27 protein-coding genes are annotated in these 24,599 nt (G+C 36.3%); 20 read left to right on the top strand and 7 right to left on the bottom strand.

Annotated elements, in window-relative coordinates; all coding sequences use genetic code 11:
- Positions 1-64: 64 nt before the first annotated feature.
- Genes ACKTTZ_RS08595 through ACKTTZ_RS08575 form a run of 5 tightly spaced genes read left to right on the top strand, consistent with a single transcriptional unit; the run spans position 65 to position 4,581 of the window.
- Positions 65-1,267: an NAD(P)/FAD-dependent oxidoreductase gene (locus ACKTTZ_RS08595; RefSeq protein ID WP_253315873.1), complete on the top strand. Its 1,203-nt coding sequence runs from the start codon at positions 65-67 to the stop codon at positions 1,265-1,267.
- A 31-nt stretch (positions 1,268-1,298) separates the two neighbouring features.
- Positions 1,299-2,600 (top strand): alpha/beta fold hydrolase, encoded by a 1,302-nt coding sequence (locus ACKTTZ_RS08590; RefSeq protein WP_407848361.1) that lies wholly within the window; start codon positions 1,299-1,301, stop codon positions 2,598-2,600.
- 19 nt (positions 2,601-2,619) lie between these two features.
- Complete coding sequence (locus ACKTTZ_RS08585) at positions 2,620-3,024, top strand: energy transducer TonB (protein ID WP_253315871.1); 405 nt, start codon at positions 2,620-2,622, stop codon at positions 3,022-3,024.
- Position 3,025: 1 nt separating this feature from the next.
- On the top strand, positions 3,026-3,664 hold the full coding sequence (locus tag ACKTTZ_RS08580; RefSeq protein WP_407848359.1) for a DUF2306 domain-containing protein: 639 nt from the start codon (positions 3,026-3,028) through the stop codon (positions 3,662-3,664).
- A complete protein-coding gene (locus tag ACKTTZ_RS08575) occupies positions 3,661-4,581 on the top strand; it encodes a YARHG domain-containing protein (RefSeq protein WP_407848357.1) in 921 nt (306 codons plus the stop codon). Before ACKTTZ_RS08580 ends, ACKTTZ_RS08575 begins: the two co-directional genes overlap by 4 nt.
- Before the next feature lie 45 nt (positions 4,582-4,626).
- Here the strand turns inward: ACKTTZ_RS08575 and ACKTTZ_RS08570 are convergent, their stop codons facing one another.
- The 4 genes from ACKTTZ_RS08570 to ACKTTZ_RS08555 form a co-directional block, all read right to left on the bottom strand.
- Positions 4,627-5,028: a DUF2809 domain-containing protein gene (locus ACKTTZ_RS08570; protein ID WP_407848355.1), complete on the bottom strand. Its 402-nt coding sequence runs from the start codon at positions 5,026-5,028 to the stop codon at positions 4,627-4,629.
- 72 nt (positions 5,029-5,100) lie between these two features.
- On the bottom strand, positions 5,101-5,757 hold the full coding sequence (locus tag ACKTTZ_RS08565; RefSeq protein WP_407848353.1) for a thioredoxin family protein: 657 nt from the start codon (positions 5,755-5,757) through the stop codon (positions 5,101-5,103).
- Between the two features lie 11 nt (positions 5,758-5,768).
- Positions 5,769-6,230: a TlpA family protein disulfide reductase gene (locus tag ACKTTZ_RS08560; RefSeq protein ID WP_407848351.1), complete on the bottom strand. Its 462-nt coding sequence runs from the start codon at positions 6,228-6,230 to the stop codon at positions 5,769-5,771.
- Positions 6,231-6,509: 279 nt separating this feature from the next.
- A complete protein-coding gene (locus ACKTTZ_RS08555; protein WP_407848349.1) occupies positions 6,510-10,037 on the bottom strand; it encodes a M60 family metallopeptidase in 3,528 nt (1,175 codons plus the stop codon).
- 666 nt (positions 10,038-10,703) lie between these two features.
- Here ACKTTZ_RS08555 and ACKTTZ_RS08550 point away from each other — a divergent pair.
- The 4 genes from ACKTTZ_RS08550 (at position 10,704) to ACKTTZ_RS08535 (ending at position 11,633) form a co-directional block, all read left to right on the top strand.
- The gene (locus ACKTTZ_RS08550) at positions 10,704-10,841 is read left to right on the top strand and encodes a hypothetical protein (protein ID WP_156106407.1); all 138 of its coding nucleotides are present in this window, start codon (positions 10,704-10,706) and stop codon (positions 10,839-10,841) included.
- Between the two features lie 112 nt (positions 10,842-10,953).
- Entirely contained in the window at positions 10,954-11,115 is a 162-nt protein-coding gene (locus ACKTTZ_RS08545) for a bacteriocin (RefSeq protein WP_156106406.1), read from the top strand.
- A gap of 38 nt (positions 11,116-11,153) precedes the next feature.
- Positions 11,154-11,309 carry a hypothetical protein gene (locus ACKTTZ_RS08540; protein WP_156106405.1) on the top strand — a complete coding sequence of 52 codons (156 nt, stop codon included), beginning with the start codon at positions 11,154-11,156 and terminating at the stop codon, positions 11,307-11,309.
- Positions 11,310-11,465: 156 nt separating this feature from the next.
- A complete protein-coding gene (locus ACKTTZ_RS08535; RefSeq protein WP_407848346.1) occupies positions 11,466-11,633 on the top strand; it encodes a hypothetical protein in 168 nt (55 codons plus the stop codon).
- Positions 11,634-11,664: 31 nt separating this feature from the next.
- On the opposite strand, the gene mutS is transcribed toward ACKTTZ_RS08535, so the two are convergent.
- Positions 11,665-14,259 carry a DNA mismatch repair protein MutS gene (gene mutS, locus ACKTTZ_RS08530; RefSeq protein WP_407848344.1) on the bottom strand — a complete coding sequence of 865 codons (2,595 nt, stop codon included), beginning with the start codon at positions 14,257-14,259 and terminating at the stop codon, positions 11,665-11,667.
- A 126-nt stretch (positions 14,260-14,385) separates the two neighbouring features.
- Here mutS and ACKTTZ_RS08525 point away from each other — a divergent pair, with 126 nt between their 5' ends.
- Positions 14,386-14,916: a GNAT family N-acetyltransferase gene (locus tag ACKTTZ_RS08525; protein WP_407848342.1), complete on the top strand. Its 531-nt coding sequence runs from the start codon at positions 14,386-14,388 to the stop codon at positions 14,914-14,916.
- Between the two features lie 136 nt (positions 14,917-15,052).
- Here the strand turns inward: ACKTTZ_RS08525 and ACKTTZ_RS08520 are convergent, their stop codons facing one another.
- Positions 15,053-15,931 carry a cupin-like domain-containing protein gene (locus tag ACKTTZ_RS08520; protein ID WP_034694199.1) on the bottom strand — a complete coding sequence of 293 codons (879 nt, stop codon included), beginning with the start codon at positions 15,929-15,931 and terminating at the stop codon, positions 15,053-15,055.
- A gap of 151 nt (positions 15,932-16,082) precedes the next feature.
- On the opposite strand from ACKTTZ_RS08520, the gene ACKTTZ_RS08515 reads away from it, so the two are divergent.
- From ACKTTZ_RS08515 to ACKTTZ_RS08505, 3 genes are all read left to right on the top strand, one after another.
- The gene (locus ACKTTZ_RS08515; protein WP_034697610.1) at positions 16,083-16,481 is read left to right on the top strand and encodes a transposase; all 399 of its coding nucleotides are present in this window, start codon (positions 16,083-16,085) and stop codon (positions 16,479-16,481) included.
- 8 nt (positions 16,482-16,489) lie between these two features.
- Positions 16,490-17,347, top strand: a complete 858-nt coding sequence (locus tag ACKTTZ_RS08510; protein ID WP_081906501.1) for an IS3 family transposase — start codon at positions 16,490-16,492, stop codon at positions 17,345-17,347.
- Between the two features lie 170 nt (positions 17,348-17,517).
- The gene (locus ACKTTZ_RS08505) at positions 17,518-18,396 is read left to right on the top strand and encodes a bestrophin family ion channel (protein ID WP_034694197.1); all 879 of its coding nucleotides are present in this window, start codon (positions 17,518-17,520) and stop codon (positions 18,394-18,396) included.
- 12 nt (positions 18,397-18,408) lie between these two features.
- On the opposite strand, the gene ACKTTZ_RS08500 is transcribed toward ACKTTZ_RS08505, so the two are convergent.
- Entirely contained in the window at positions 18,409-19,008 is a 600-nt protein-coding gene (locus tag ACKTTZ_RS08500) for a hypothetical protein (RefSeq protein ID WP_253317812.1), read from the bottom strand.
- 55 nt (positions 19,009-19,063) lie between these two features.
- Between ACKTTZ_RS08500 and ACKTTZ_RS08495 the strand changes: the two genes are divergently transcribed.
- The 7 genes from ACKTTZ_RS08495 (at position 19,064) to ACKTTZ_RS08465 (ending at position 24,578) form a co-directional block, all read left to right on the top strand.
- On the top strand, positions 19,064-19,684 hold the full coding sequence (locus ACKTTZ_RS08495) for a toxin-antitoxin system YwqK family antitoxin (RefSeq protein WP_407848339.1): 621 nt from the start codon (positions 19,064-19,066) through the stop codon (positions 19,682-19,684).
- Between the two features lie 5 nt (positions 19,685-19,689).
- Positions 19,690-20,220, top strand: a complete 531-nt coding sequence (locus tag ACKTTZ_RS08490; protein WP_034694193.1) for an RNA methyltransferase — start codon at positions 19,690-19,692, stop codon at positions 20,218-20,220.
- Between the two features lie 187 nt (positions 20,221-20,407).
- A complete protein-coding gene (locus ACKTTZ_RS08485) occupies positions 20,408-21,061 on the top strand; it encodes a CBS domain-containing protein (protein WP_034694191.1) in 654 nt (217 codons plus the stop codon).
- Between the two features lies 1 nt (position 21,062).
- Positions 21,063-21,929 (top strand): NAD kinase, encoded by an 867-nt coding sequence (locus ACKTTZ_RS08480; protein WP_034694189.1) that lies wholly within the window; start codon positions 21,063-21,065, stop codon positions 21,927-21,929.
- Between the two features lie 70 nt (positions 21,930-21,999).
- Positions 22,000-23,070: a class II fructose-bisphosphate aldolase gene (fbaA, locus tag ACKTTZ_RS08475; RefSeq protein ID WP_034694186.1), complete on the top strand. Its 1,071-nt coding sequence runs from the start codon at positions 22,000-22,002 to the stop codon at positions 23,068-23,070.
- Between the two features lie 89 nt (positions 23,071-23,159).
- Positions 23,160-24,014 carry an acetyl-CoA carboxylase, carboxyltransferase subunit beta gene (accD, locus tag ACKTTZ_RS08470; protein ID WP_047426596.1) on the top strand — a complete coding sequence of 285 codons (855 nt, stop codon included), beginning with the start codon at positions 23,160-23,162 and terminating at the stop codon, positions 24,012-24,014.
- A gap of 54 nt (positions 24,015-24,068) precedes the next feature.
- The gene (locus ACKTTZ_RS08465; protein ID WP_034694182.1) at positions 24,069-24,578 is read left to right on the top strand and encodes a DUF6973 domain-containing protein; all 510 of its coding nucleotides are present in this window, start codon (positions 24,069-24,071) and stop codon (positions 24,576-24,578) included.
- The last annotated feature ends 21 nt before the right edge of the window (positions 24,579-24,599 follow it).

The raw sequence follows: 24,599 nt of genomic DNA, 5'->3' as shown, positions 1-24,599 counted from the left end.
AATAAGATGGTTTATAAAAATTGTACTTTTGAAAAAATAATCTTCCGCATAGGATTACATATACATGAAACAGATCATTATTATCGGAGGCGGTGCTGCAGGCTTTTTCTGTGCATCTAATCTTGACGAAAAGAAATATACAATTACGATTTTAGAACAGAACTCAGATGTCCTTCAGAAGGTTAAAATTTCCGGAGGCGGACGCTGTAATGTGACTCACGCATGCTTTGATCCAAGAGAATTGGTTCAGTTTTATCCCCGTGGAAATAAAGAATTATTAAGTGTCTTTACTAAATTTCAGCCTGGTGATACGATGGAATGGTTCGATCAACGAAACGTTCCTTTGAAAATTGAAAATGATAACAGAACTTTCCCTGAAAGTAACTCTTCTCAGACTATCATCAATACTTTTCTGAACGAAACTCAAAAGAAAAATGTCAAAGTGCAGACAAAATGTACAGTAAAAGAGATTGAAAAACAGGACGAAAAATATATTGTAAAAACCAATTCAGGGGATTTTGAAGCAGATTATATCGTTTATACGACCGGAAGTTCTCCAAAATCATTAAAAATTGTAGAAAATCTGGGTCATAAGATTGTGGATCTTGTTCCTTCGCTTTTCACCTTCAATATTAAAGATGAATTGCTGAAAGACCTTCCTGGAACAAGCTTTGAAAATGCAGGAATTTCAATTCCAAAACTGAAAACAGAAGAAAGCGGACCCTTACTAATTACCCACTGGGGACTTTCCGGGCCTGCTGTTTTGAAAATTTCTGCATGGGAAGCCATAAGTCTGGCAAAACTTAAATACAACTTTGAAATTGAAGTGAATTTCGTTTCCATAGAAATGGATGAAGCGGAAGAAATGTTCCATAATTTCAAGCAAAGCAACCCTAAAAAAACCATCGGACAGTCAAAGATCTTCGATATTACCAACAGATTCTGGCAGAAAATTTTAGAGAGCTCAAAAGTTGATCTTAATAAACAGGTGGCCAATATTTCCGGAAAAGAGATGCAGAAAATATTGGAAAATCTTTGCCAGAAAAAGTTCCAGGTAACCGGAAAATCGACATTCAAAGATGAGTTCGTAACGGCCGGAGGCATTGATTTAAAGGAAATTAACTTTAAAAACATGTCTTCAAAATTACTTCCTAATTTCTATATTGCGGGAGAAGTTTTGAATATCGATGCCGTGACCGGAGGATTCAACTTCCAGGCATGCTGGAGTGAAGGATGGCTTATTGCACAGGATCTCAACAACTTGTAAAAAAATATTACTTTTAATAAAAACTAAATACATGAAAAAAAAATTCGGTTTCTTTTTTCTACTCTGCTTCTTTTTAGGATACAGTCAGGAAAAAACGATTGTCTCTGACTGGACATCATTCACTCAAGCTGTGAATATAGAGCATAAACAGAATTGGAACTTCCGTATAACGGTAAAAATCAGAAAAGACAATGAGGACAATGGTTCCAATTGTGGGCTATGGTGCAGAATAAATAATAAAGATGAGTCTACGAGTTTCTTTGAAAATCAATATTATGGAATCCAGGTAACCCATGAATGGAAAACCTACGAAATAAAAGGAACCATCAATCCATCTGCAAAGACCATGAATATCGGAGCTTTTGCACAAAATAACGGGGATTTTTATTTTGACGATTTTAAGTTGGAAGTCAATGATGGAAAGTCAAAAAAATGGACTGAAGTTCCGCTGGAAAATTCAGGTTTTGAAAAAGAGATTGCCTCTTCAAAGGGTTGGTTTGAAGGAATCCATTCTCAAAAAATAAAGCACGTAAAAAATTTTACCATTGAAACTTCGGATTACCAACCATTCAGTGGCAGCAAATCTTTGTTAATCAAAGGTCGTGGTATTATCGGAACAATGCCGGAAGGAAAATTTATGGATGTTAATGGCATCAAATTATATTATGAAACCTATGGAGAGGGAGAACCTGTACTTATGCTTCATGGCAATGGCCAGTCTATCAGTGCCTTTATTAACCAGAAGGACACCTTTGCTAAAAAATATAAAGTGATCATTGTCGATTGCCGCGAAAGAGGGAGATCTACTTATGACAAAACGAAAGAACTTACTTTTGATATTCAGACAGAGGATATTAAGCAGTTTTTAGAGAAGCTGAACATTAAAAAAACAAAAATTATTGGCTGGAGTGACGGAGGAATTCTCGCACTGTCTATGGCGATGAAATACCCCGAAATGGTAGACAAAATTGCCTGTTCAGGTGCCAATATTTTTCCGGAAGGAGTCAAAGATCATGATTTAAAATCCATGAAAGAAATGCTCGTAAGCCTTACTAAAGACAATAAAGACCACAAAAATGATATCTTTATTGATCTTCTGAATCTGGATTTGAAGTATCCTCAATGGAAATATGAAGACCTGAGTAAAATTCAGTGTCCGTCCTTGATCATTGCTGGTGATAATGATCTTATAAAGACAGAACATACGGTAAAAATCGCAGAATCTATCCCAAAAGGACAATTAGCTATTATCCCCAATGCCAATCATTATGTTCCCGAAGAAAAACCGGAATTATTCAATGAGTTAGTGATTGATTTCTTTGAAAATAAATAACCTGAATATAAAATAAACCATGAAAAAAATAATAACCTTCGCTTTGTGTCTTGGTTTTGGACTCGCATTTTCACAAACCAACCAGCCAGAAACCACTTATAATCCAGACAATAACACAGAAAAAACAGTTACTACACCTGTTGAATATCCAGGAGGAATGACTGCTCTGATGCAGGATATCAGTCAAGTTTTCGATCTTTCCTGTCTGGAAAAAGCATCTGGAACATCGAAATCATTAACAACTTTTGATGTTAATCCTGACGGAAGTATAAGTTCTATTTCAACAACAGGAAACAACCGTGCTATGAATAAAGAAATGGATCGTGTGATGAATGCTTTAAAAAAAAGATGGAAACCCGCCACTAAAAATGGGCAAGCCATTAAATCAACATATAACGTTCCTATGACTTTTAAAAATTATTAAAATGCTATCTGCCAAAAGAAATACTGCAGTTTTCTTTAAAATCTTACTAATCATAGGGTTTGGGTATTTCTTTTGGCTGATGCTGAAAATCACCTTAGAATACATTCCTTTTAATCCTGAAGTCAGTTTTCTGATGATTAAACAGACTGAAGTGGTAGAAAGACCGGAATATCTTACGTTTTTCTATACTCATGTTTATACGAGCATTTTTGTGCTTCTTTCGGGTTTTCTTGCTTTGCTCAGAAAGAATTTTGGACTCAAAAATTTCCACAGGAGTATGGGAAAAGTATATATTTTTCTCATTCTGATCTGTGCAGCACCTTCGGGAATTTATATGGGAATTTTTGCTAACGGAGGTCTTTTTTCAAAGATTTCTTTTGTTATTTTGGGCTTTGTATGGTGGTTTTCAACGTTGAAAGCTTATCAGCTGGCAAGACAGAAAAGGTTTAAAGAACATAAGCAGTGGATGTGGCGGAGTTTTGCTTTTACTTTATCTGCTATTACCCTGAGAATGTGGAAGGTAATTATTGTATATTTATTTCATCCCAATCCTATGGAGGTCTATCAGATCATTGCATGGCTGGGCTGGATTCCCAACATCCTTATTATTGAATATTTAATCACAAAAAAACTTATATGAAAATTCTAAATTACACACTCATTTCCCTGCTTACAGTTTCTCTGTTAAGCTGCAAAAAAGAGGGAAAGACTACTGAATCAGGAAAAGATTCTCTGACTGCAAAGAAAGACTCTGTGGTAATCCCCGAGGTTCACAAAGAATATTACGGAATTTACACGGGTGAATTTGCCGGCATGGAAAAGGTAGTGGACCAAACGGACGGCTCAGAATATGATGTCAGTAACTACAAAAGAATTTCTTTAAAGATCAACAGAATTACCAAAGACAGTGTTTACGGACAAAGTATCGTGAATGGTAATCAACGACCATTCAGAGGAGTTTTCAATGAATCAACCGCTTCTTTTGTACTGGATGAACCCGGCAATGACAAAACAGATGGAAGATTTGAAGTAAAATTGAAAGGAGACAGCTTAACCGGAAAGTGGAATGCTTTTGATAAAACAAGCGTTAAAGCTCCTTCAAAAACACTTAAATTGACCAAAAAAGAGTTTGTTTATAACCCTAACTTTATGCTGGATAAGGATTCTGATCTGGTAGACTGGTCAAATCCTAAAGAGTTTACCGAAAAATACACCGATGAAGAAACCGGAAAAACAGAAAGTTATAAAACCTCTAAAAACCGTATCGCTTCAGAAGCCATCTTCAAACTGAATGCATCGAAGCAAAAACTGACAGAAAAAGACCTTAAAAACTTAAGAAAGCTAGATCTTGAGATCATCAAAAACTCTGTATTTGCAAGACATGGTTATTCTTTCAAAAAAGAAACCTACAGAAATTTCTTTGAACAAACAGACTGGTATATTCCTGTTTCCAGCAATGTAGATAATGATCTTTCGCCTATGGAAAAGGAAAATGTAGCTCTTCTGAACCGCTTTACCAAGTATGCTGAGGATAAGTATGATAGTTTTGGGAGATAGGTAATAGGTGGCAGGTGGTAGGTTGCAGGTTGCAGGTGGTAGGGACTAGGGATTAGGGGTTGAGGTTAAGCCATCACTGTTTGTCATTCTTACGATAAGATAGAGAATCAGGCAGCCTACCGCATAGCAGAGGTTATCTATCCAGGAAAAAGAATTTCCGATAACAATATACATCAGGCTTCCAGGGCGGAAGCCTAGTTTTTCTGCGATATTGAAATACTGGGCAAATTCTACCAGAAATGAAAAAATCAGAATTCCCAGAATCAGTTTCTGATCATTTACTTTTACAAAGCTCTTTACAAACGTGTAAAGAAGCATTACCACAATCACATCCCCAAGATAAGCTCTCACGAAGAAAATATCACTTAGTTTGGTGGCAATCAACACTTCTGCAAGAAAAATAAATAGGGTAAGAAGCAGATACTTCAGGCTGAACTGGAATTTCATTTCAAATTGAGTTTAAGGCATAAAAAATCGGTATTCCAAGAACACCGATCTTATTTTATAAAGGCAAATATATTATTTCTTTACTTTAATTGTACATCCTATGGCTACTGTTTTTGTCATTTTCACCGGGTCCCCTTTGATCAGTGCATTTACGGCATCCTGGGCATAGTATTCTGAGACATCATTCGGATTATCATAATTGTTGTCGATAGCACCAATGTATTTTACGATGTTCTTTCCATTCTCTTTTTTCAGTACGAAAACATGGGGAGTTTTTGTTGCTCCGTACTGCGGATAAATTTTCTGCCCTTCATCTGCCAGATAGGGGAAAGTAAATCCTTTCTGCTTTGCTCTTTCAATCATCTGCTGATAGCCATCTTCCGGCTGTACATTGGGATCATTAGGATTAATGGCAATTACCGGATAGCCCTGAGCCTTATATTTTTTATCCAGCTCAATGATTCTGTCCTCATATTTTTTTGCATAAGGACAGTGATTACAGGTAAATACTACAATGAATCCCTTTGCACTTTTAAAATCACTGAGGGAAACCATTTTCCCATCAATATTTTTAAGCTTAAAATCGGCGGCTTCGTCCCCTACTTCATAGCCTTTTACCGATGAAACGTCCATTTTCTGACTAATATTTCTATCATGATCTTTCGCTGTAAAGCTTAGTAATCCCAGCCCAACGATGCATGCGGTCATTAAAATTTTCAGGTTTTTCATAATTTAATTATTTATTGTAGATTTTCTTTAATTGTTTTTTCCAAATCTTCTTTGCTCATTTCACCGTCATTGAAATGGATTTTTGATCCGTTTTTGTAGAACAACGTTACCGGAATATTTCCGTCCCAGTCTTTTTCAAATCTTGGAATCCAGGTGTTCATCCTTTTGATATCGTCCAACAGGAGTACCTCAGCGGTAAGATTTTTAGTTTTAATGAATTTCAAGACTCTTTCTTTATCTGCGAGTCTGTCTAACGAGACCAAAATCATCTTATACTTCTGATTATCTGCATATTTAGCATTCACTTCCATAAAATGTGGCAGCTCTTTTACACACGGTCCACAGGTTGTAGACCAGAAGTTGACCACAAGCAATTTATCTTTTTCCTGCTGAATTCTCTTCTCCAGATCTTCATATTTCACAACAGAAACATTGGTCTGCTGGGCTTTGAAAAGCGAGCAGAATAGGATCATGGCTAATATTTTTATTAAATTTTTCATTATCAAAACGCAAATAACTATAATTCAACAATATACAAAAATAAAATTCACTTCAATCGAAATATCTTTTTTTGGATCGAACAAAAACACATTTTTTCCTGAAATGTATTTCCACTTAAAAAAAATCAGTATGCACGAATACCCGTACATACTGATTATAAATCACTTATATTCCAGTCCTTATAATAATGTATTATAGAACTTTGCAGAACTTATCTCTTACATTCTAATCGTGAGAAGCATTGGCTAAAATTATTTTTTAATAACCTTAACGCTTTTAAAGGCATTCCCTTTTTCATCTTTCAAAGAAAGTGAGTAAGTTCCCGAAGGATATTTAACAAACTCTGTATTTATTTTCGTTTCAATGGCTTCAATACTTCCTGTTGAACTGAAAAGCACTCTTCCATCTGCACTAAAAATATTTACACTGTAATTTCCTGATGCATTTTCTAATTTAATATGAATTGATCCGTTTTGCTCTACAGGATTAGGATACACAATGAATTCTGAATTATTTCTTAATTCTACATTATCTTTTAATTCTGAATTATTTGTTTTCCCTTTGCCTGCTAAAGTAGTTGAAACAGGATAAACCAAAATTTTCTGTCCATTGTAACCCACTGCATAAACAGCTCTAGCACTGGAAGGATAATACACTTTTGTAGTATTGTTACTAACATCACCAGTCCCCATAACAGATACATAAATCAATTTATTATTGGCATCGAATGTTTCATAGGCAACTGCATTTCTCCAAGCACTGTGCTGTACAGTAAGATAATCATTATTTAAAGTAACTCCCTGGCCTGTTTGTCCGCTTACCGGAAGAAGGTCACGGAAAGCTGCAACGCTACGTGCTGAAATATAATTCATTACAGGAGAAACAGGCTGCTGATAGTTCTTAGACTTTATAGATGCAATCGTAGCATCAATCTGAGCCTGCGTAATGGTAAGCTGACCAAAACCGTAATCATCAATATTCCTGTTTATCGGTCTTAAAAATCCGGTTGTTGTAAAGAATTCTGTTAAATCTTCCTGCACTGCATCACAGGTATTTTTCACAAAATTCAGAAGCAAATCACCATTTGAGACCCCGGAAGAATTGGTGTTTCTTGCCTTGTTGGCAACCGTTGCAAACCAGTGCGCATAATCTACTCCTGTATAGCTAGTTGGGTAATTAAAGGAAAGAACCGGCGCATTTCGTGAAGCTCCGGCCAGCTGATAATACAATTCAAGCTGCCAGAAAGGGATTAATACTTTAAAATTATCCGAATTTACACTATCTTGTAAAGGTTGCTTATTGACGGTTGTATTCAGAATACCTCCGTTTATTCTTCCTCCTGCCACGCTGGCCATTCCTGCTGCTGGTGATTCATCAAATCTTTCCACACTGGTCAGTCCATCTTGTTCTGTACTCATATTATAATCCACCCATGCACTGTATATATTATTGGTAACTTCTGTAGTGCCAATCCATTTAAGATCCGGGCTTATCTGATTAATATGCCCAAATTCATGTGCAAATCCCCATACAGACAATTGATTAATATCAGCAACATAGTTATCATTTCCGTTAGCATCCATATTAATACCCAGCCCGCCTGCATGCCAGCCTCCGCCGTCATTACTATAGCCGAACATACGGTTTTTGGGAACTAAATTATATTTATACAATCCCATCACAAGCCACTCATTTTTTACCATAAGATCGAGTTTTGAAACAAGCGCTACCTGATTATGAAGAGCATAATTTTTCAGCGTGCTTTTTTTATAAACCATATGGACATGCTGTCCCACAACGTCAATCATATTATAAGCCGAATTCGTAAGATCTGCCTCCCAATCACTTTGTGTAGATTTTTGATAATGATAAAGACCATTAACCTTACCGGAAACAATATTGATTTTGATATCAGGTAATGCCGCATTGGTATTATAATAATTGATATATCCCAAGCCACTGTTGGTTACAGGAAATACATTTAAACCATTATGAAGCTCATAATAGGAGTCAGTGCCATATAAAGAGGTAGAAAAATCTTTCACCTTCAGAGAAACAATTACTCCTGCTGGGATATTCTGAGCAAACAAAACTACCTTTTCCCCCTGTGCAAACACAATACCTGTAGGATTCTCAAAAGTGCTATAGCCACTTCCCACCTTTAAATTACCTGTAGTAACAGCAACAGGAGGGTAAACACTATAATTCTGAACCCTGTATTTTTTTACATAAGTTCCGTTAAATAGACATTGCGCTAACCCTTTATAGAATGGCGATGTCATATTATTTATATCCGCTTGAGTAACAGAAGACTTCAATGCTGAATAAAGATTGTCTGTAAAAATATTGCTGTAAGGATTATTAACCACTGAAGCGCCTGATTTATAAAAGCCCATTTCAGCACAGCTTGCAAAACTGTTCTTCCCATCGTTTACTGTAATTCTTACATTCAAAGGGGTAATCTGATTTGGAAAGTAAACCTTCACAGGAGAAGAAGAATACTGAAAATCAAATGTCATTAACGGAACATATGTGCTGTTTGTGCTCGTATTATAACTGATACTCACGCTTCCAAACCGCCCGTTGTCGCTACCGGACCTAGGCGTATATTTTAGATAATCGATAGGGGTAGCACCATCTAATCTGTAATTTAACACCACCGGAAAAGTAGTAACGCCATGTGGAGAGTGATACAACGTACTCACATCATTATCATAAGATTTATCTATATCTTCTCCAGGCTGATAAGATGACGCAGTCGTTCCTGAAGCGGAGATGGTAGCCTTCACATCATTGCTCCCGCTTATACTTAATTCGGATGTATTGATGGGGCAGTCTATACCGTCAACAATCGCAGGTTGTTGTTGAGAAAAGAATCTCACCTCTCCACCGCTTGAGAAGTTTCCAGAGCCTGCATTTACGGTTATCTTAATGATATATGGGTCTTGGATAGAGTTAGGGAAAATAAATTCCTTATCCGCATCACTGAGAGCCCAAATTAAATTATTGCTTACCGGGATGAAAGTATTGGGTTCCGCCTGTGTACTGTAGGAAATACTTACATTAGTCCAAATTCCGTTTGTACCTGAAGCTTGTCTTGGGGTGTAAATCAGTTTTCTGATATTGGGAACATTAGGATTAAAATAAAATTTCAACTCATCCGGAATTGCGTTCACCGACCAATTAGTATGATAAATGGTAGCATTATTGCCATCAATCAACTTGGCAACTTCAGTCCCTGGTTGTGCCGGTTGTGAAGAGGTAACCGAATTCACAGAAGCCGGAACGAGCTGTAGTTCAGAAAAGAATTTCATTTCTGCACCACTGGAGAAGTTTCCAGAGCCTGCATTTGCGGTTATCTTAATGATATAAGGGTTTTGAATAGCGGTAGGGAAAATAAATTCCTTATCCGCATCACTGAGAGCCCAAATTAAATTATTGCTTACCGGGATGAAAGTATTGGGAGCCGCCTGTGTACTATAGGAAATACTTACATTAGTCCAAATCCCATTTGTACCTGAAGCTTGTCTTGGGGTGTAAACCAGTTTTTTAATACTGGTAACATTAGCATTAAAATAAAAATTCAACTCATCCGGAATTCCGTTCACCGACCAATTAGTATGATAAATGGTAGCAGTATTGCCATCAATCAACTTGGTAACATCTGTGCCTGGTTCGGGTGGTTGCGAAGAGGTAACCGAACTCACAGGAGCCGGAATAAATTGTGAAAACCCATGGAATCCACATAACAAAAAAAGGAACAATGATAATTTTCTCATATAATACGTTTTTATATTGCAATAAATATATATTTTTTTGGAATTTTAATAAAAACTATCATTAATATTTTTTTTATGAATGAATAAAACATTAAAATCATCATTGATTTTCAATCCTTTATGAGTCCCGAAATTTTTTTATTTCTTTTGATAGACTAAAGAATTTTCGACAAAGGTATTTTGGAGTTTTCTCCGGTCTTTTTTATATATTTCACTTTTAAGTGAAGGCAGATTTTAGTATTTTTATTTTTGATGAAAAAAATACTACAGATATCTTTTTACTATTAAAATTTCTTATACTCCAGGAATTTATGAAAAATTACTCCTAAAACCTTCAATTTCTCCCAAAATGAAGGCTGATATCTAGTATTTTCGTTTTTTATGAAAAAAACAGCTCAGAAAAATGTACATTTTCTCAGTTCTATGATGGTAAACTAATCGTGCGCTTGTTATAAAACCAGCTTTAATCCTTTCAAGAACTCAGAATAATACCACTGAAACCGGAACCTCTACCTTAAAAACGGTAGTATATGATACCAAAAATGCTCCTCTAAAAAATATAACGGGTTATATGAAGATGATTGATAATGAAGATGAAAGCGGATCTGCACACAATACATTAAGCTATAACCACATCATCAGTTACAATAATGGAACCGGAACTGAATGACCATATTTAAATCTAATTTCGAATATAATTCCAGCGGTTATCCTACCAAAGAAATCCGAAGCTATTATGATAAAAATGGGACTACATTTACAGGTTCCACAGACGTTAATACTTACGAATACAATCATTTATAATACAAAAGAGCCACTAAGGCTCTTTTTTTTGCAGATATGTTAATTTTTTCACAAGTAATAGAATTATATAGATGATTTTTATATATTTGAGTTGAATCAAACTAAAAATACCATGAAAAAATTAAGCAATCAGAAAAAACTGACTAAAAAAGCATTGAAAAATATCACAGGAGGAAATGGACCTGGGATATGCTGGGAAGGTCTTTGCAGGGTAAGAGGAACAGATGATGAATATACTGTAGGACCTTTAGACAGCACCGGATTTTGCTGCTAATCCAATACACTAAAAACAATAACCAAAATCAAATCATCATGAAAAAATCAAACATTCAAAAAAGAAAACTGACAAAAAGTGAGTTAAAAGAAATTACAGGAAGTGGCAGAGTATGCTGGGACGGATTCTGCCGCAGAGGAGAATTTGAAGAATGGCAGCTTGGAGCTGGTGACAAAAATGGCTATTGCTGTTAATACATTGAAACTTGTTAGATAAATCAGGATTGAGGCAGCCCCTCAATCTTTTTTTATAAAATAGATTCTCTTCTAAAAAAGTTAACAATTTGACTCACAATATTTTGAACATAATAAAATATCTTGTAAATTAGCTTTTACCAAATTAAAATTATTATGAAAAATTTAAAAAATCAGAAAAGAAAATTGAGTAAAATTGAGCTGAAAGAGATCAGCGGTGGAGCAAACAGACCTGTATGCCCAAGAGTAATAAGCTGTACAGATCCTCATACCGGAGAAGAACAATATGGCGTTCCGGGGATGCAGGATGGATTCTGCTGCTAGCCCAAAATAACAGTAAAAAAAAATGATTGGATTACCCTCCAATCATTTTTTTTATTGAGTTCAGCTTCATTAAAGCTTCAATTGGTGTCAATGTATTAATATCTATTTTCGTCAGTTCTTCGCGGATATTCTCCAGGACAGGATCATCAAGCTGGAAGAAAGAAAGCTGCATATTTTCTTCTGTCACTCTTTTAATACTCTCAGAAGTACTTCCATTTCCCTGCGTTCTGCTTGCCTCAAGAGTTTTAAGGATCTCATTCGCTCTGTTGACCACTTTGGCAGGCATTCCGGCCAGTTTTGCAACGTGGATACCAAAACTGTGCTCGCTTCCGCCCGGAATCAGTTTTCTCAGAAAAATAATATTCCCTTTGTTTTCCTGGATAGAAACATGGAAGTTTTTCACCCTTTCAAAATTGACAGTCATTTCATTCAGTTCATGATAATGCGTTGCAAATAAGGTCTTCGCCTGCGTTGGATGCTGATGAAGATATTCTGCAATGGCCCATGCAATAGAAACCCCGTCATAAGTAGAAGTTCCACGCCCGATTTCATCTAGCAGGATCAGGCTTCGTTCTGAAATATTGTTCAAAATATTCGCTGCCTCATTCATTTCCACCATGAAAGTAGATTCTCCTGCAGAAATATTATCGGTAGCTCCTACCCTTGTAAAGATTTTATCCAGCAATCCGATTTCAGCATGCTTTGCCGGTACAAAACTTCCGATCTGAGCCAAAAGACATACAATGGCTGTCTGCCGCAGAATTGCAGATTTACCTGCCATGTTCGGTCCTGTTACCATGATAATCTGCTGGGAATCTTTATCCAGGAAGATATCATTCGGAATATATTTTTCTCCTAAGGGAAGCGCATTTTCAATAATCGGGTGTCTGGCTTCTTTTAAATCAATCGCATAGCCGTCATTCAAGACAGGCTTTGTATAACTTTCAGATACAGCCAGTTCAGATAATCCCGCAGCCACATCAAGTTGGGCAATGATATTGGAATTCCCCTGAATCTGATCTATATAAACCATTGTTTCAGTACAGACATTTCTGTAGAGAGATGTTTCCAGGACGCCTATTTTTTCTTCGGCACCAAGGATCTGGTTTTCGTATTCCTTCAGTTCTTCGGTAATATACCTTTCTGCATTTACTAAGGTCTGCTTTCTTACCCAGTCATCCGGAACTTTATCTTTATGCGTATTGCGGACTTCAATATAGTATCCGAAAACGTTGTTAAAATCAATCTTAAGGCTGGTAATCCCTGTTCTTTCAATTTCTCTCTGGCACATTTCATCCAGGAAACCGCGTCCTTTGCTCTGAAGATTTCTCAGTCTGTCCAGCTCTTCAGAAACCCCTTCTTTAATGATATTTCCTTTGGCAATATTTACCGGAAGCTCTTCATTAAGATGGTTCTGCAGGAATTTAATCAGTTCTTCAAGGTCAAACAATGGCTCTAGCCACGCCAGTACATCTGCATGAGGATGCAATAAAGCTTTGATTTTATGAATATTAATTAAACTCTGACGTAAATATCCCAGTTCTTTAGGTGAAATTTTCTCTGCAGCCAGTTTTCCCATTAATCGGTCAAGATCAGAAATGGATTTCAGAAGCTGGCAGATTTCATATTTCAGTGCATCATTTTCGTTTAAGAAATCAATCAGAGATAGTCTTCTCATGATCTCATCCACAGACTTTAAAGGAAGAATAATTCTCCTTCTCAAAAGCCTTCCTCCCATCGGAGTAGACGTTTTATCAATGATATCCAACAGTGATTTCCCCTGTGGATTGCTTGGATAAACAATTTCCAGGTTTCTCAGGGTAAAATTATCCATCATCAGATAATCTTCCTGAGGAATGATCTGAAGCTTTGTAATATGAGCAAGCAGATTATGATGCGTATCTTCTACCAGATACGCAAAAATAGCTCCTGCCGCTGTAATCGCCAACGGAAGGCTTTCTACTCCAAAACCTTTTAATGAATTGGTTTTAAAGTGATTCGTTAATTTTTCGTAGGCAAAATTATATTGAAAAGCCCAGTCTTCAAGCTTAAAGGCATTCTTATTTTTGATCTGTTCCGGAATCTGTGTACTTCTCTGGAAAATAATCTCACTGGGATCAAAGGTATTCACAATGTGCAAAATCTTTTCCAGATTTCCTTCACTTACCAGAAACTCTCCGGTAGAAATATCCACTAAGGCAATTCCGTATTTCTCTTTTTCTTTATGCAATGAAAGAAGGAAGTTATTCTTTTTGGAATTCAAAACCTGATCATTGAAGGTAACCCCAGGCGTAACCAACTCAGTAACACCACGTTTTACGATCCCTTTCACCATTTTCGGATCTTCCAGCTGATCACAGATTGCCACCCTCATTCCCGCTCTTACCAATTTTGGAAGATAAGAATCTACAGAATGATGTGGAAACCCAGCAAGTTCTATATGCCCCTCACCATTGGCTCTTTTGGTAAGCACAATACCCAGAATCTGAGAAGTTCTGACAGCATCCTGCCCAAAAGTTTCATAAAAATCCCCAACCCTGAACAATAATAGCGCATCAGGATATTTTGCCTTGATGGTATTGTACTGCGTCATTAACGGGGTTTCTTTCTTCGCTGCTTTTGCCATAGTAAAAAATGAGCCCCAAATTTAAAAAAATAAATTCAGGGTAAGAGAATTGTTTAGGGGTTAATCTTCTATACTTTTCTTTATCAGTAATTAATCGTATTTTTCAGCCATCAAATCACATTATTCATGGAATTTCCTGTTTTAGAGACTGAAAGGCTTATTTTGCGTCAGCTTACTTTTAATGATACCCAAGATCTTTTTGAATATTTTTCTTTAGATGAAGTTATGGAATATTATGATCTGGATACCTTCAAGACGGAAGACGACTCCCGACGTATTATCCAGCACTTCAATAGTGAATTCGAAAAAGGCAAAGGCTTCAGATGGGCTCTGGAACTGAAATCCGATGGAAAAGTCATTGGTACCTGTGGCTATCACAACTGGTACAGGGAACATTTCAGAGCAGAAGTCGGCTATGAGCTCAATCCCAAATTCTGGCAACAATCCTATATGAAAGAAGCCATTCTTCCTATTTTAACCTATGGATTTGAAACAATGAGGCTTCACCGTGTGGATGCTTTCATAGATCCTTCCAATATTTCTTCTGAAAGACTGTTGACTTCTTTAAATTTCAGCAAAGAAGGAACATTGAAAGATTATTTTTTTGAAAAAGGAAAATTCGTAGATGCAACAATCTTCGGACTGATTAATAAATAAGCTGGAAGCACGAAGATGGATGATGGAGGTTTCTATTGGTGGTTTAAATAATGATCACCCTCTAAATAAAATGTAGTCTATTAGTACTGAGCTGTAATGAGACTTCCCTCCTCCAGCTTCCATCTCCCTTTCCTCGTTATTTTCCTGTTCTCGTGTACTTTTCCAAAGCCTCGGAACTTTTCTTGTAGGCCCATTTTTGCTTATAATTCACCCATTTTGCTTTGAAAATTTTTCGCATCAGTTTATCCGTATACCTCATAATGAAGACATGATATAACATACTGGCAAAGACATTGGGTTTATTGGGAAGAGCCCTCAGTGAAAGCGAAAAACCGGGTTCCAGATATCTGTTGAAGTGCCAGAAAGCTCCTGGAATAAAGAGCGCATCGCCATGCTCCATGAAAATTTCGTATCCTTTGGCATATTTCAGCGCCGGAAACTTTTCGTAATCCGGATTTTCGTAGTCGACATCGTAAACGGTGTGAACAGACAAAGGTACTTTATATAAAAACGGAGACTGTTTCTGATCAAATAATAAAATTCTTTTCTTTCCTTCAAAATGGATGTGCATAAAATCCCCCAGATCCACATCATAATGCATTAAAACATGAGCTTCACTTCCACCGAAGAATAAAGTCGGAAGTCTTTTAAAGAACTTTATTCCAAGATCCGGATAGGTAAAGTTTTTCAGCAGCTCGGGAAGTCTGTCTGTGATGATATAGAAAAAGATTCGCAGATCAGAAGGCTTGTTTTTGATGGTATCAATATAGTCCTTCATTTTCATATGGGTAACCGGGGCATCAGAACTTTTCGCAGCATCAGCCGGTTTGTTATCATACAACGGAACTTCCTGATCTCCTGCTTTTTCTTTGATATAGGCAAGATTCCATTTATCAAAAGCGTCCCATCTACTGGCAAAATTCTTAATCAAAAGAGGTTTTTGCTTTTTAAAATAATTTTTCTGAAAATCTTCTTTGCTGATATCATTTACAATATCTACGTTTTCGAGGATCATGTATTTTGTATTTAATGCGAACTAAAAATAGTGTTTTTTTGAAACCTGAGAAAATTAAGATTAAAATGGCTGGAAGCTGGAAGAGGGATGCTGGAAGTTAAGATTTGTGTACGTCCCTGAAATAAGTTGACTAAAAAAAGATCAATTTATTATGAAAGTAAACATCAGACTTATTAAAAAGAATAGGATTTATTCTGAAGAATTTAAACGTGAAATAGTTTCTCTCTTTGAAAAAGGCACCTACAGTACTCTTCAGCTGGAAAAACTTTATGGAATTAGTAATAGCAGCATTTATAATTGGATTTATAAATTTTCTACCTTTAACGAACCAGGACAAAGAGTTATTGAAATGAAAATAAGCAGTACACAAAAAGTTAAAGACTTAGAGGATCGTATCCGTGAGTTAGAACGCAGTGTGGGGCAAAAGCAGATCAAAATAGATTATTTGGAGAAGATGATAGATTTAGCTAAAACCGAATTACATATTGACATCAAAAAAAACTTCGCCACTCCACAATCCAATGGTTTAGATCAAACAAAGAAAAAGTAAACTATTCCATGAATATGTTTTATCGGTCCATTGGCGTGAGTAAACAGGCTGTACATCAACAGGTAAAAAGACAACAGGAATTTGATGTAAAACTGGCAGCATTGATCATGGATGCCGATGAACTAAGAAGGGAACATCCGGGTTGTGGAGTTGAAAAAATGTACTATACATTAAAACCTAACTTTATTGGTAGAGATAATTTTATAGAGATTTTCATGCAGTTGGGTTATCGTTTAAACATCAAGAAAAATTATAAAAGAACTACAATTGCCTCAAAGATTTATTTTCCTAATGTAATAAAAGGAATGAAAATATCATCTCCTTCTGCTCTCTGGCAATCGGATCTCACTTATATTCCAATTGAAGACAAGTTCTACTATGCCGTATTTATTATAGACGTTTATACCAAGAAAATTGTAGGCTTTAGTGTATCAGATCATATGCGTGCTTCAGCCAATTTGAAAGCTTTAAAAATGGCATTGAAAAATAACCAGCCTCCAAAGGTTCATCATTCAGATAGAGGAAGTCAATACACTTCAAGGGATTATATTGATTTATTAAAAGCCCATAACAGTACAATAAGTATGGGGGCTTCTGCTCAGGAGAACGCTTATGCAGAACGCATCAATAGAACCATAAAGAATGATTATATCCAATATTGGAATCCAAAGAACTTTGAGCAGCTTAAAAGGTTTATTAAAAAAGCGGTCAACCATTATAACACTAAACGACCGCATAATGCAATTGGTAAAATGTCTCCAGAAAAATTTGAAGAATATTGGAGACAAAATATGAACATTAATAAACCTATTTTGAATATATTTAACAATGAGATATTAAATAACAATACGGTCAACTCTAGTTAGGGATGTACATTGTCTTGCAAACGTCTATACATCACTCTATAAAAAGATTTTTATGGAAAACTTAGAGCTCTTCTTCAGTTTCAATAACTTCCCGCTCCCAGCTTCAGACTTCCTTACTTTATTAGCAGAGCTCAGATGAAAAAATTATATTTGTAGTAATAAGCGAGTTTATGAGAGTCTACAATACCAAACATTTCATTAAAATCCTTTTCAGTTTACACAAAAGTGATACTTTAAAAATTCTTTTCCCAAGTATGATTCTTGTAGGATTATATTCCTGGGGAATTCAGTATCTCGAAGTTGAATATTTGCACCTTACCACAAAATCAGGAGTGAGCAATGTTGGTATGATCCATTCTCTGCTGGGTTTTGTACTTTCTCTTTTGCTGGTTTTCAGAACCAATACTGCTTATGACAGATGGTGGGAAGGCAGAAAACTTTGGGGAAAACTGGTCAATGATACCAGAAACTTTGCCATAAAAATCAATACTATTCTTGGTGATAACCGCCAGGATGCTGAGCAGATAGCAAGGTATTTAAAATACTTTCCTCACTTTTTAGCCAAACACCTTTCCAAGGAATCTACAAGACTGGCTTTGGATGAAGATTATTCTGAAATTGAAAGCTCTTTAAAAAATCATGGACCAAGCGAAATAGTGATTCTGCTGAGTCATAAATTGAACCAGTTAAAAAAAGAAGGTAAAATTTCAGAAGTTGAAATGCTGTACTTAGACACTCAGCTTTCCGGATTTCTGGATGTATGTGGAGGTTGTGAAAGAATCAAAAACACTCCAATTCCTTATTCCTACTCTTCTTTCATCAAGAAATTTATTATTCTGTATGTTTTTGCGCTTCCTATTGCCTACGTGATTACGATAGGTCTTTTCATGATTCCGCTTACAGTCTTTGTATATTATGTCTTGATGAGTCTTGAACTTATTGCAGAAGAAATTGAAGATCCGTTCAATAACGATGAAAATGATATTCCAATGGAGACTTTAGCTCAGAATATCGAGAAGAATGTACATCAGATTATGAACAGAAAATAAAAAATCAAGCTTCTAAAGCTTGATTTCTTTAAGTTCACCATCCTGTTTTATTTCTACAAATTTGCTTTCCCTGTTGGCAGCAGAATATCCGTAGAAAAACGTACTGTATATGGGTGTGGAATACAAATAGGCTCCATATCCGTTATAAGCATTTGAAGTCCCGGTTTGCTGCTGATAACTTGCTGAAGCTGTGAAATTCACGATCGTTTCAAGATAGTATTTCCCGGGTTTCAGTTTTTCAAATTTAAACCTTCCTCTATTATCTGTTAAAGCCTCTACTCTATATTTAAAGGCTTCCTCAGACATATAGACAGTTGTCTTTTTATTCTCATATTTCCTCCTCATATCATAAAATTCCTCAAAATAAGGCGTCACCGGAAAAAGCATCACTACAGTTCCTTCTTTAGCATAATGTTTTTCTCCCAGAAGAGGCTTTATTCCAAGGGCTGTCTTTTGTTTGGTAGAAGCCACTCCTTCAATGGTAGAATTTCCGAATCCAAGCATCTCTCTGGCTAATTTTTTATCGAAGAAAGCTTGTGGATAATACGTGTTCTGCGCACCCAAATACATAAATCCCCATGTCAGTATAAATAATGTGAGTAATTTTTTCATAGTATATTTTTGAGTCAAATATAAGTATTTTACTATTTTTGAAATAAAAATAGCTATGAAGCACCTATTTCTATTGTTTTTTTCCACTTCTGTTCTGATCACAGCACAGAAACCTTGTGGATATAAGGACGGGCTACAGGAAGGATCCTGCAAAGAATTCTATGACAATGGTCAGGTAAAAAATATGGTAGAATGGAAGAAAGGGAAACTGGATGGTGATGCTGTTTTTTATCACGATAACGGAAAAGTACAGTCAAAAGGAGAATATAAAAAAGGATACAAAGTAAAAGAATGGTCCTATTTCGATAAGACCGGAGTGCTGACTTCCAAAGAAGCTTTCAGAAACGGAGAAAAGAACATTTATGACAACAGTCTTACTGCAACGTTCTATTCTCCTGCCGGTAAAATAGTTGAAATTTCTAATTATAAATTCAATAAATTACAGGGAGAAAGCAAAACCTTCCATGAAGACGGAAAGTCTATAAAAGACATTGGGCAATACGACAATGGGCTTGCCACCGGAAAATGGAAAGTGTTTTATCCATCAGGAAAATTGCAGCGTGAAACGGAGCTTGCCAACGATAAAAGAAACGGCAACAGAGTTCATTACCGTGAAGACGGAAGCATAGAAAAAACAGAGGTCTATCAAGACGGAAAATTAATCTCAACAAAATAATACAATTGGTACAGAAACTAAAACTGGAAGAACTAAACAGAATAGATGTAGAAACATTTAAGAAGGTTGAAAAAATTCCGTTGGTCATCATTTTAGATAATATCAGAAGTATGCACAACGTAGGTGCAGCTTTCAGAACGGCAGATGCCTTCTTAATTGAAAAAATAATCCTTTGTGGAATTACACCGCAACCACCTCACCGTGAGATCCATAAAGCGGCATTGGGGGCAACGGAAAGTGTAGACTGGTCTCATGAAGCAGAAACAAATAGTGCTATTGCTGATTTGAAAAGCAAAGGATACGAAATCATCGGGATTGAGCAGACTACAGGAAGTCAGCTTATTACTGATTTCACCATTGACAGATCGAAAAAATATGCTTTAATTTTAGGAAACGAAGTGGAAGGAATCAGCGATGAAGTACTTCCGAATATTGATGTGTTTTTAGAAATTCCACAGCTTGGAACCAAGCATTCTCTTAATGTAAGTGTGTGCGCCGGAATTGTGATGTGGGAATTTGCAAAAGCATTAAAATAAAAAAACTGCATATGTCCTTAGTAGACAGTGCAGTTTGAAATAAATCTAATAAAAAGTAAAAATGAAAGGCGACAAAGGTACTTTATTTTTTTTTACAAACAAATTTTGACGGCATTTTTTTTGTTTCATCTTAAAAAAAGTCGGCTTTTCAGAAAAAGTTTCGTTTAATTTTTTATAAATTAGCACAATGTTTATCAAGGACTATATCTCAAAAGACTTTCCATGTTTTAGCCTGTCTGACTCCATAGAGTCGGCCAGAAACCTGTTGGAAGACTTCGGATATTCCCATATTTTCATCAAAAAATCTCATCACTTCTTCGGAGCCATTGCCATGGATTTTCTGTATGAAGAAGATGGGGGAACACTGAAGGACCTGGAACACCAGATTGAACGGTTTGCAATTCTGGAGGACAACAATGTGATGGACAGCATCCGTCTGTTTTATACTTTCAGCTCCAATGTGATTCCGGTGATTAATAAAAATGAAAAATATCTGGGCTATATTACCTGTGAAGATGTTTTTCAGGACCTTTCCCGTTATCCTTTATTTTCAGAAACAGGAGCTATTCTTACCGTAGAAACTCCGGCCAGAAAATATTCAATGACGGAAATTACCAATATTGTAGAAAGCAACAATTCGAAGTTTTACGGAGGATTTATAAGCTTTATGTCTGAGGAGGTGGTCCAAGTCACAATAAAGATCAGTAATGAAAACCTGGCCTCGATAGATGCTACATTTGACCGGTACGACTACAGAATTGTGGAAAAATACTATTCTGATGAGAAATCCGATCTGTTTAAAGACCGTTATGGTTTTTTACAAAAATTCATAGAAATATAACATGAAGGCAGCCATATATTCTCAGAAAAAAGATCTTGATACTTTTTTATATTTAAGCAAGTTTATCTCTGAACTTGAAGCAAGAGGTGTAAAATCTGTTCTGTATGATGAAATGGCTGAAGCACTTCAGTTTTCAAAAATATTCGAAACCTTCAACTCCAAACAGGATCTTCTTGATAAACAGGTAGATTTGTTTTTCACTTTTGGTGGAGACGGAACCATTGTAAATTCTTTAACCTTTATTGAGGATCTTGAAATTCCGGTGGTAGGAGTTAATACAGGAAGACTTGGGTTTTTAGCCTTTTTCACAAAAGAAGAAGCCTTTAAAGAACTGGATTCCATTTTAAAGGGAGATGTAAAAACAAGCCGCCGTTCAGTAATTGAGGTCGTTTCTCCCAAACTGGAAGGAGCTTTCCCTTATGCACTAAACGACGTTACCGTTTCCCGAAAAGAAACGACATCGATGATTACTGTGGATTCTTATATCAATGATGAGTTTCTGAATGTATTCTGGGGTGATGGTGTCATTATTTCAACACCTACCGGTTCTACCGCTTACTCTCTGAGCTGTGGCGGACCAATCATTTCTCCCAACAACGAAAATTTTGTCATTACTCCGATCGCTCCTCACAATCTGAATGTGAGACCTTTAGTAGTGAATGACAAAGTAGAAATAAAATTCAGGGTGGAAAGCCGTGTACCTCAATACTCTCTTTCCTTAGATTCCCGACTGATACACATAGAAACGGATAAGGAAATCATTATCAAAAAGGCAAAATTCCAGCTTCTTCTGGTACAGCCCAACGGTTTGAGTTTTTACGAAACCATCCGTCAGAAGCTCCTTTGGGGCCGAGATAAAAGAAACTAGTAATTTCTTAAAAATGATTACCTTTACACGAAATTAAAACACCTAATAAATTTATAATAAAAAGTAAAACATGAGCAGAATTTTTCCGGCAGGAGTTGCCACAGGTCAGTTAGTTACTGATATCTTTCAGTATGCTAAAGAAAACAAATTTGCATTACCTGCAGTAAACGTAATTGGATCAAGCAACGTCAATGCTGTAATGGAAACTGCAGCGAAATTGAACTCTCCTGTAATTATCCAGTTTTCTAATGGTGGAGCTGCATTCAACGCAGGAAAAGGATTAAACAATGACGGACAAAGAGCTGCTATCCTTGGATCTATCGCTGGAGCAAAACATATTCATACTCTTGCTGAAGCTTACGGAGCAACGGTAATTCTACACACAGACCACTGTGCAAAGAAATTACTTCCTTGGATTGACGGACTAATGGATGCTAACGAAGAATTCTTCAAGCAGACAGGAAAATCTCTTTACTCTTCTCACATGCTGGACCTTTCTGAAGAATCTTTAGAAGAAAACCTTGAAATTTCAGCTCAGTATTTCGAAAGAATGGCTAAGCTTCAGATGACTCTGGAAGTAGAAATCGGAGTAACTGGTGGTGAAGAAGATGGTGTAGACAACTCAGATGTTGACAACTCTAAATTATATACTCAACCTGAAGATATCGCTTATACTTATGAAAAATTAAAAGCGATTTCTGATAACTTCACTATCGCTGCTGCTTTCGGTAACGTACACGGAGTTTACAAACCAGGTAACGTAGTTCTTACACCGAAAATCCTTGACAATTCTCAGAAATATGTTCAGGAAAAATTCGGAACAGCTGCAAAACCTATCAACTTTGTATTCCATGGAGGTTCAGGATCTACTTTAGAAGAGATCAGAGAAGCTATCGACTATGGAGTAATCAAAATGAACATCGACACTGACCTTCAGTTTGCTTACACAGAAGGTGTGAGAGACTATATGGTTAACAATATTGAATATTTAAGAGCTCAAATCGGAAACCCTGAAGGAGAAGAAAAACCTAACAAGAAATTCTATGACCCAAGAGTTTGGGTAAGAAAAGGTGAAGAAACATTCTCTACAAGATTGGTGAAAGCATTTGAAGATTTAAATAACGTAAATACTTTAAAATAAGAACTGTACATTTGTATCAATGTAAAAAGTATTCATAGAAATACATTTACATTGGTACATTTTACATTTATACATTAATACAAACAAAAATGGCATTCGACTGGTTTAAAAGAAAAGCAAAAAACATTACCACTTCTACTGATGAGAAAAAGGACGTTCCCAAAGGTCTTTGGCATCAGACTCCATCCGGAAAAGTAGTGGAACATGATGAACTAAAGAGAAATAACTATGTTTCTCCTGAAGATGGATTTCATGTGAGAATAGGAAGTGCAGAATTTTTTGACATCCTTTTTGACGGTGGTAAATTTACCGAACTGGATGCTAATGTTGAAAGTATTGATATCTTAAACTTCAAAGATACAAAGCCTTACAAAGACCGTTTGAAAGAAGTAAAAGCTAAAACTAAGCTTACAGATTCTATCCGAAACGCTGTAGGAACTGTAAAAGGAACTGAAATGGTCGTTTCTTGTATGGACTTTGCTTTCATCGGTGGATCTTTAGGTTCTGTAATGGGAGAAAAGATCAGAAGAGCAATAGATTACTGTATCGCACACAAACTTCCGTATATGATTATCTGTCAGTCCGGAGGAGCAAGAATGCAGGAAGCTACTTACTCTTTGATGCAGCTGGCAAAAGTTCAGGCTAAATTAGCTCAGCTTTCTGAAGCTGGACTTTTATACATCGCTTATCTTTGTGACCCTACATTCGGTGGAATCACAGCTTCTTTTGCAATGACTGCTGATATCATTATGGCAGAACCGGGAGCACTGATCGGTTTCGCAGGACCAAGAGTAATCCGTGAAACAATCGGTAGAGACTTACCGGAAGGATTCCAGACATCAGAATTCTTACAGGAAAAAGGATTTGTAGATTTCATCGTAAAAAGAACTGAAATTCAGGATACTGTTGCCAAAACAGTTAATTTATTAGCTGTAAAAGCATAGTATCTGTAACAAAAACAATACAATCTCTCTCTAATTAGGGAGAGATTTTTATTTATGAGGACTTTTAAGATATTTTTCAATACCATCAGAAGCATGAGTTTTAAAAAGATTATCCGTCTTTTATCACTTGTCCTTCCCCATCCTCTTTTCGCTTTATTAAGTTTTCATGCTACGGTAAAGGCATTTACCATTGCACAGAAAAAATTCCCTGCAACAGCCTCCAATAACGGAATTGGAAATGCTTTCAGACATGCCCTGTGGTGCTGCTTCATTATGATGTACTGCTGCAAAATCTCTTCCCCTAAAAAAGCACTGGATTTCTGCAAGAGAATAACAGACATGCATGAAGAACTCTTCCCCAATGAGCCTTTAGAAACTAAAATGGATCTCCATAACAACAAAATCGGAATGGATTATTTCATGGAAATTTTACCCGGAATTCACCGCCAGTTTTTTGAGAAAAGCTTCTTTGTAGACGCACTGGTCAAAAAAATGGATGATGCTAAAGTTCTGAAAAATCTGGATGATGATTTTGAAGGACATCTTGTTTATCTGGAAGAGTAAATTATTTATTTTAAACGCTAA

This window comes from Chryseobacterium sp. KCF3-3, assembly GCF_045865955.1.
GTDB lineage: Bacteria > Bacteroidota > Bacteroidia > Flavobacteriales > Weeksellaceae > Chryseobacterium.
The sequence above is the reverse complement of the archived record's forward strand: the minus strand, read 5'-3'. Positions and strand labels throughout refer to the sequence as shown.

Coding starts and splice junctions, on each gene's coding strand:
- ACKTTZ_RS08570 (WP_407848355.1), bottom strand. CDS start 5,028: ATGAAATTCCAGTTCAGCCTGAAGTATCTGCTTCTTACCCTATTTATT.
- ACKTTZ_RS08500 (WP_253317812.1), bottom strand. CDS start 19,008: ATGAAAAAATTACTCACATTATTTATACTGACATGGGGATTTATGTAT.
- ACKTTZ_RS08495 (WP_407848339.1), top strand. CDS start 19,064: ATGAAGCACCTATTTCTATTGTTTTTTTCCACTTCTGTTCTGATCACA.
- mutS (WP_407848344.1), bottom strand. CDS start 14,259: ATGGCAAAAGCAGCGAAGAAAGAAACCCCGTTAATGACGCAGTACAAT.
- ACKTTZ_RS08550 (WP_156106407.1), top strand. CDS start 10,704: ATGACCATATTTAAATCTAATTTCGAATATAATTCCAGCGGTTATCCT.
- accD (WP_047426596.1), top strand. CDS start 23,160: ATGGCATTCGACTGGTTTAAAAGAAAAGCAAAAAACATTACCACTTCT.
- ACKTTZ_RS08590 (WP_407848361.1), top strand. CDS start 1,299: ATGAAAAAAAAATTCGGTTTCTTTTTTCTACTCTGCTTCTTTTTAGGA.
- ACKTTZ_RS08580 (WP_407848359.1), top strand. CDS start 3,026: ATGCTATCTGCCAAAAGAAATACTGCAGTTTTCTTTAAAATCTTACTA.
- ACKTTZ_RS08520 (WP_034694199.1), bottom strand. CDS start 15,931: ATGATCCTCGAAAACGTAGATATTGTAAATGATATCAGCAAAGAAGAT.
- ACKTTZ_RS08505 (WP_034694197.1), top strand. CDS start 17,518: ATGAGAGTCTACAATACCAAACATTTCATTAAAATCCTTTTCAGTTTA.
- ACKTTZ_RS08575 (WP_407848357.1), top strand. CDS start 3,661: ATGAAAATTCTAAATTACACACTCATTTCCCTGCTTACAGTTTCTCTG.
- ACKTTZ_RS08525 (WP_407848342.1), top strand. CDS start 14,386: ATGGAATTTCCTGTTTTAGAGACTGAAAGGCTTATTTTGCGTCAGCTT.
- ACKTTZ_RS08555 (WP_407848349.1), bottom strand. CDS start 10,037: ATGAGAAAATTATCATTGTTCCTTTTTTTGTTATGTGGATTCCATGGG.
- ACKTTZ_RS08595 (WP_253315873.1), top strand. CDS start 65: ATGAAACAGATCATTATTATCGGAGGCGGTGCTGCAGGCTTTTTCTGT.
- ACKTTZ_RS08585 (WP_253315871.1), top strand. CDS start 2,620: ATGAAAAAAATAATAACCTTCGCTTTGTGTCTTGGTTTTGGACTCGCA.
- fbaA (WP_034694186.1), top strand. CDS start 22,000: ATGAGCAGAATTTTTCCGGCAGGAGTTGCCACAGGTCAGTTAGTTACT.
- ACKTTZ_RS08535 (WP_407848346.1), top strand. CDS start 11,466: ATGAAAAATTTAAAAAATCAGAAAAGAAAATTGAGTAAAATTGAGCTG.
- ACKTTZ_RS08510 (WP_081906501.1), top strand. CDS start 16,490: ATGAATATGTTTTATCGGTCCATTGGCGTGAGTAAACAGGCTGTACAT.
- ACKTTZ_RS08545 (WP_156106406.1), top strand. CDS start 10,954: ATGAAAAAATTAAGCAATCAGAAAAAACTGACTAAAAAAGCATTGAAA.
- ACKTTZ_RS08560 (WP_407848351.1), bottom strand. CDS start 6,230: ATGATCCTATTCTGCTCGCTTTTCAAAGCCCAGCAGACCAATGTTTCT.
- ACKTTZ_RS08540 (WP_156106405.1), top strand. CDS start 11,154: ATGAAAAAATCAAACATTCAAAAAAGAAAACTGACAAAAAGTGAGTTA.
- ACKTTZ_RS08515 (WP_034697610.1), top strand. CDS start 16,083: ATGAAAGTAAACATCAGACTTATTAAAAAGAATAGGATTTATTCTGAA.
- ACKTTZ_RS08485 (WP_034694191.1), top strand. CDS start 20,408: ATGTTTATCAAGGACTATATCTCAAAAGACTTTCCATGTTTTAGCCTG.
- ACKTTZ_RS08565 (WP_407848353.1), bottom strand. CDS start 5,757: ATGAAAAACCTGAAAATTTTAATGACCGCATGCATCGTTGGGCTGGGA.
- ACKTTZ_RS08480 (WP_034694189.1), top strand. CDS start 21,063: ATGAAGGCAGCCATATATTCTCAGAAAAAAGATCTTGATACTTTTTTA.
- ACKTTZ_RS08465 (WP_034694182.1), top strand. CDS start 24,069: ATGAGGACTTTTAAGATATTTTTCAATACCATCAGAAGCATGAGTTTT.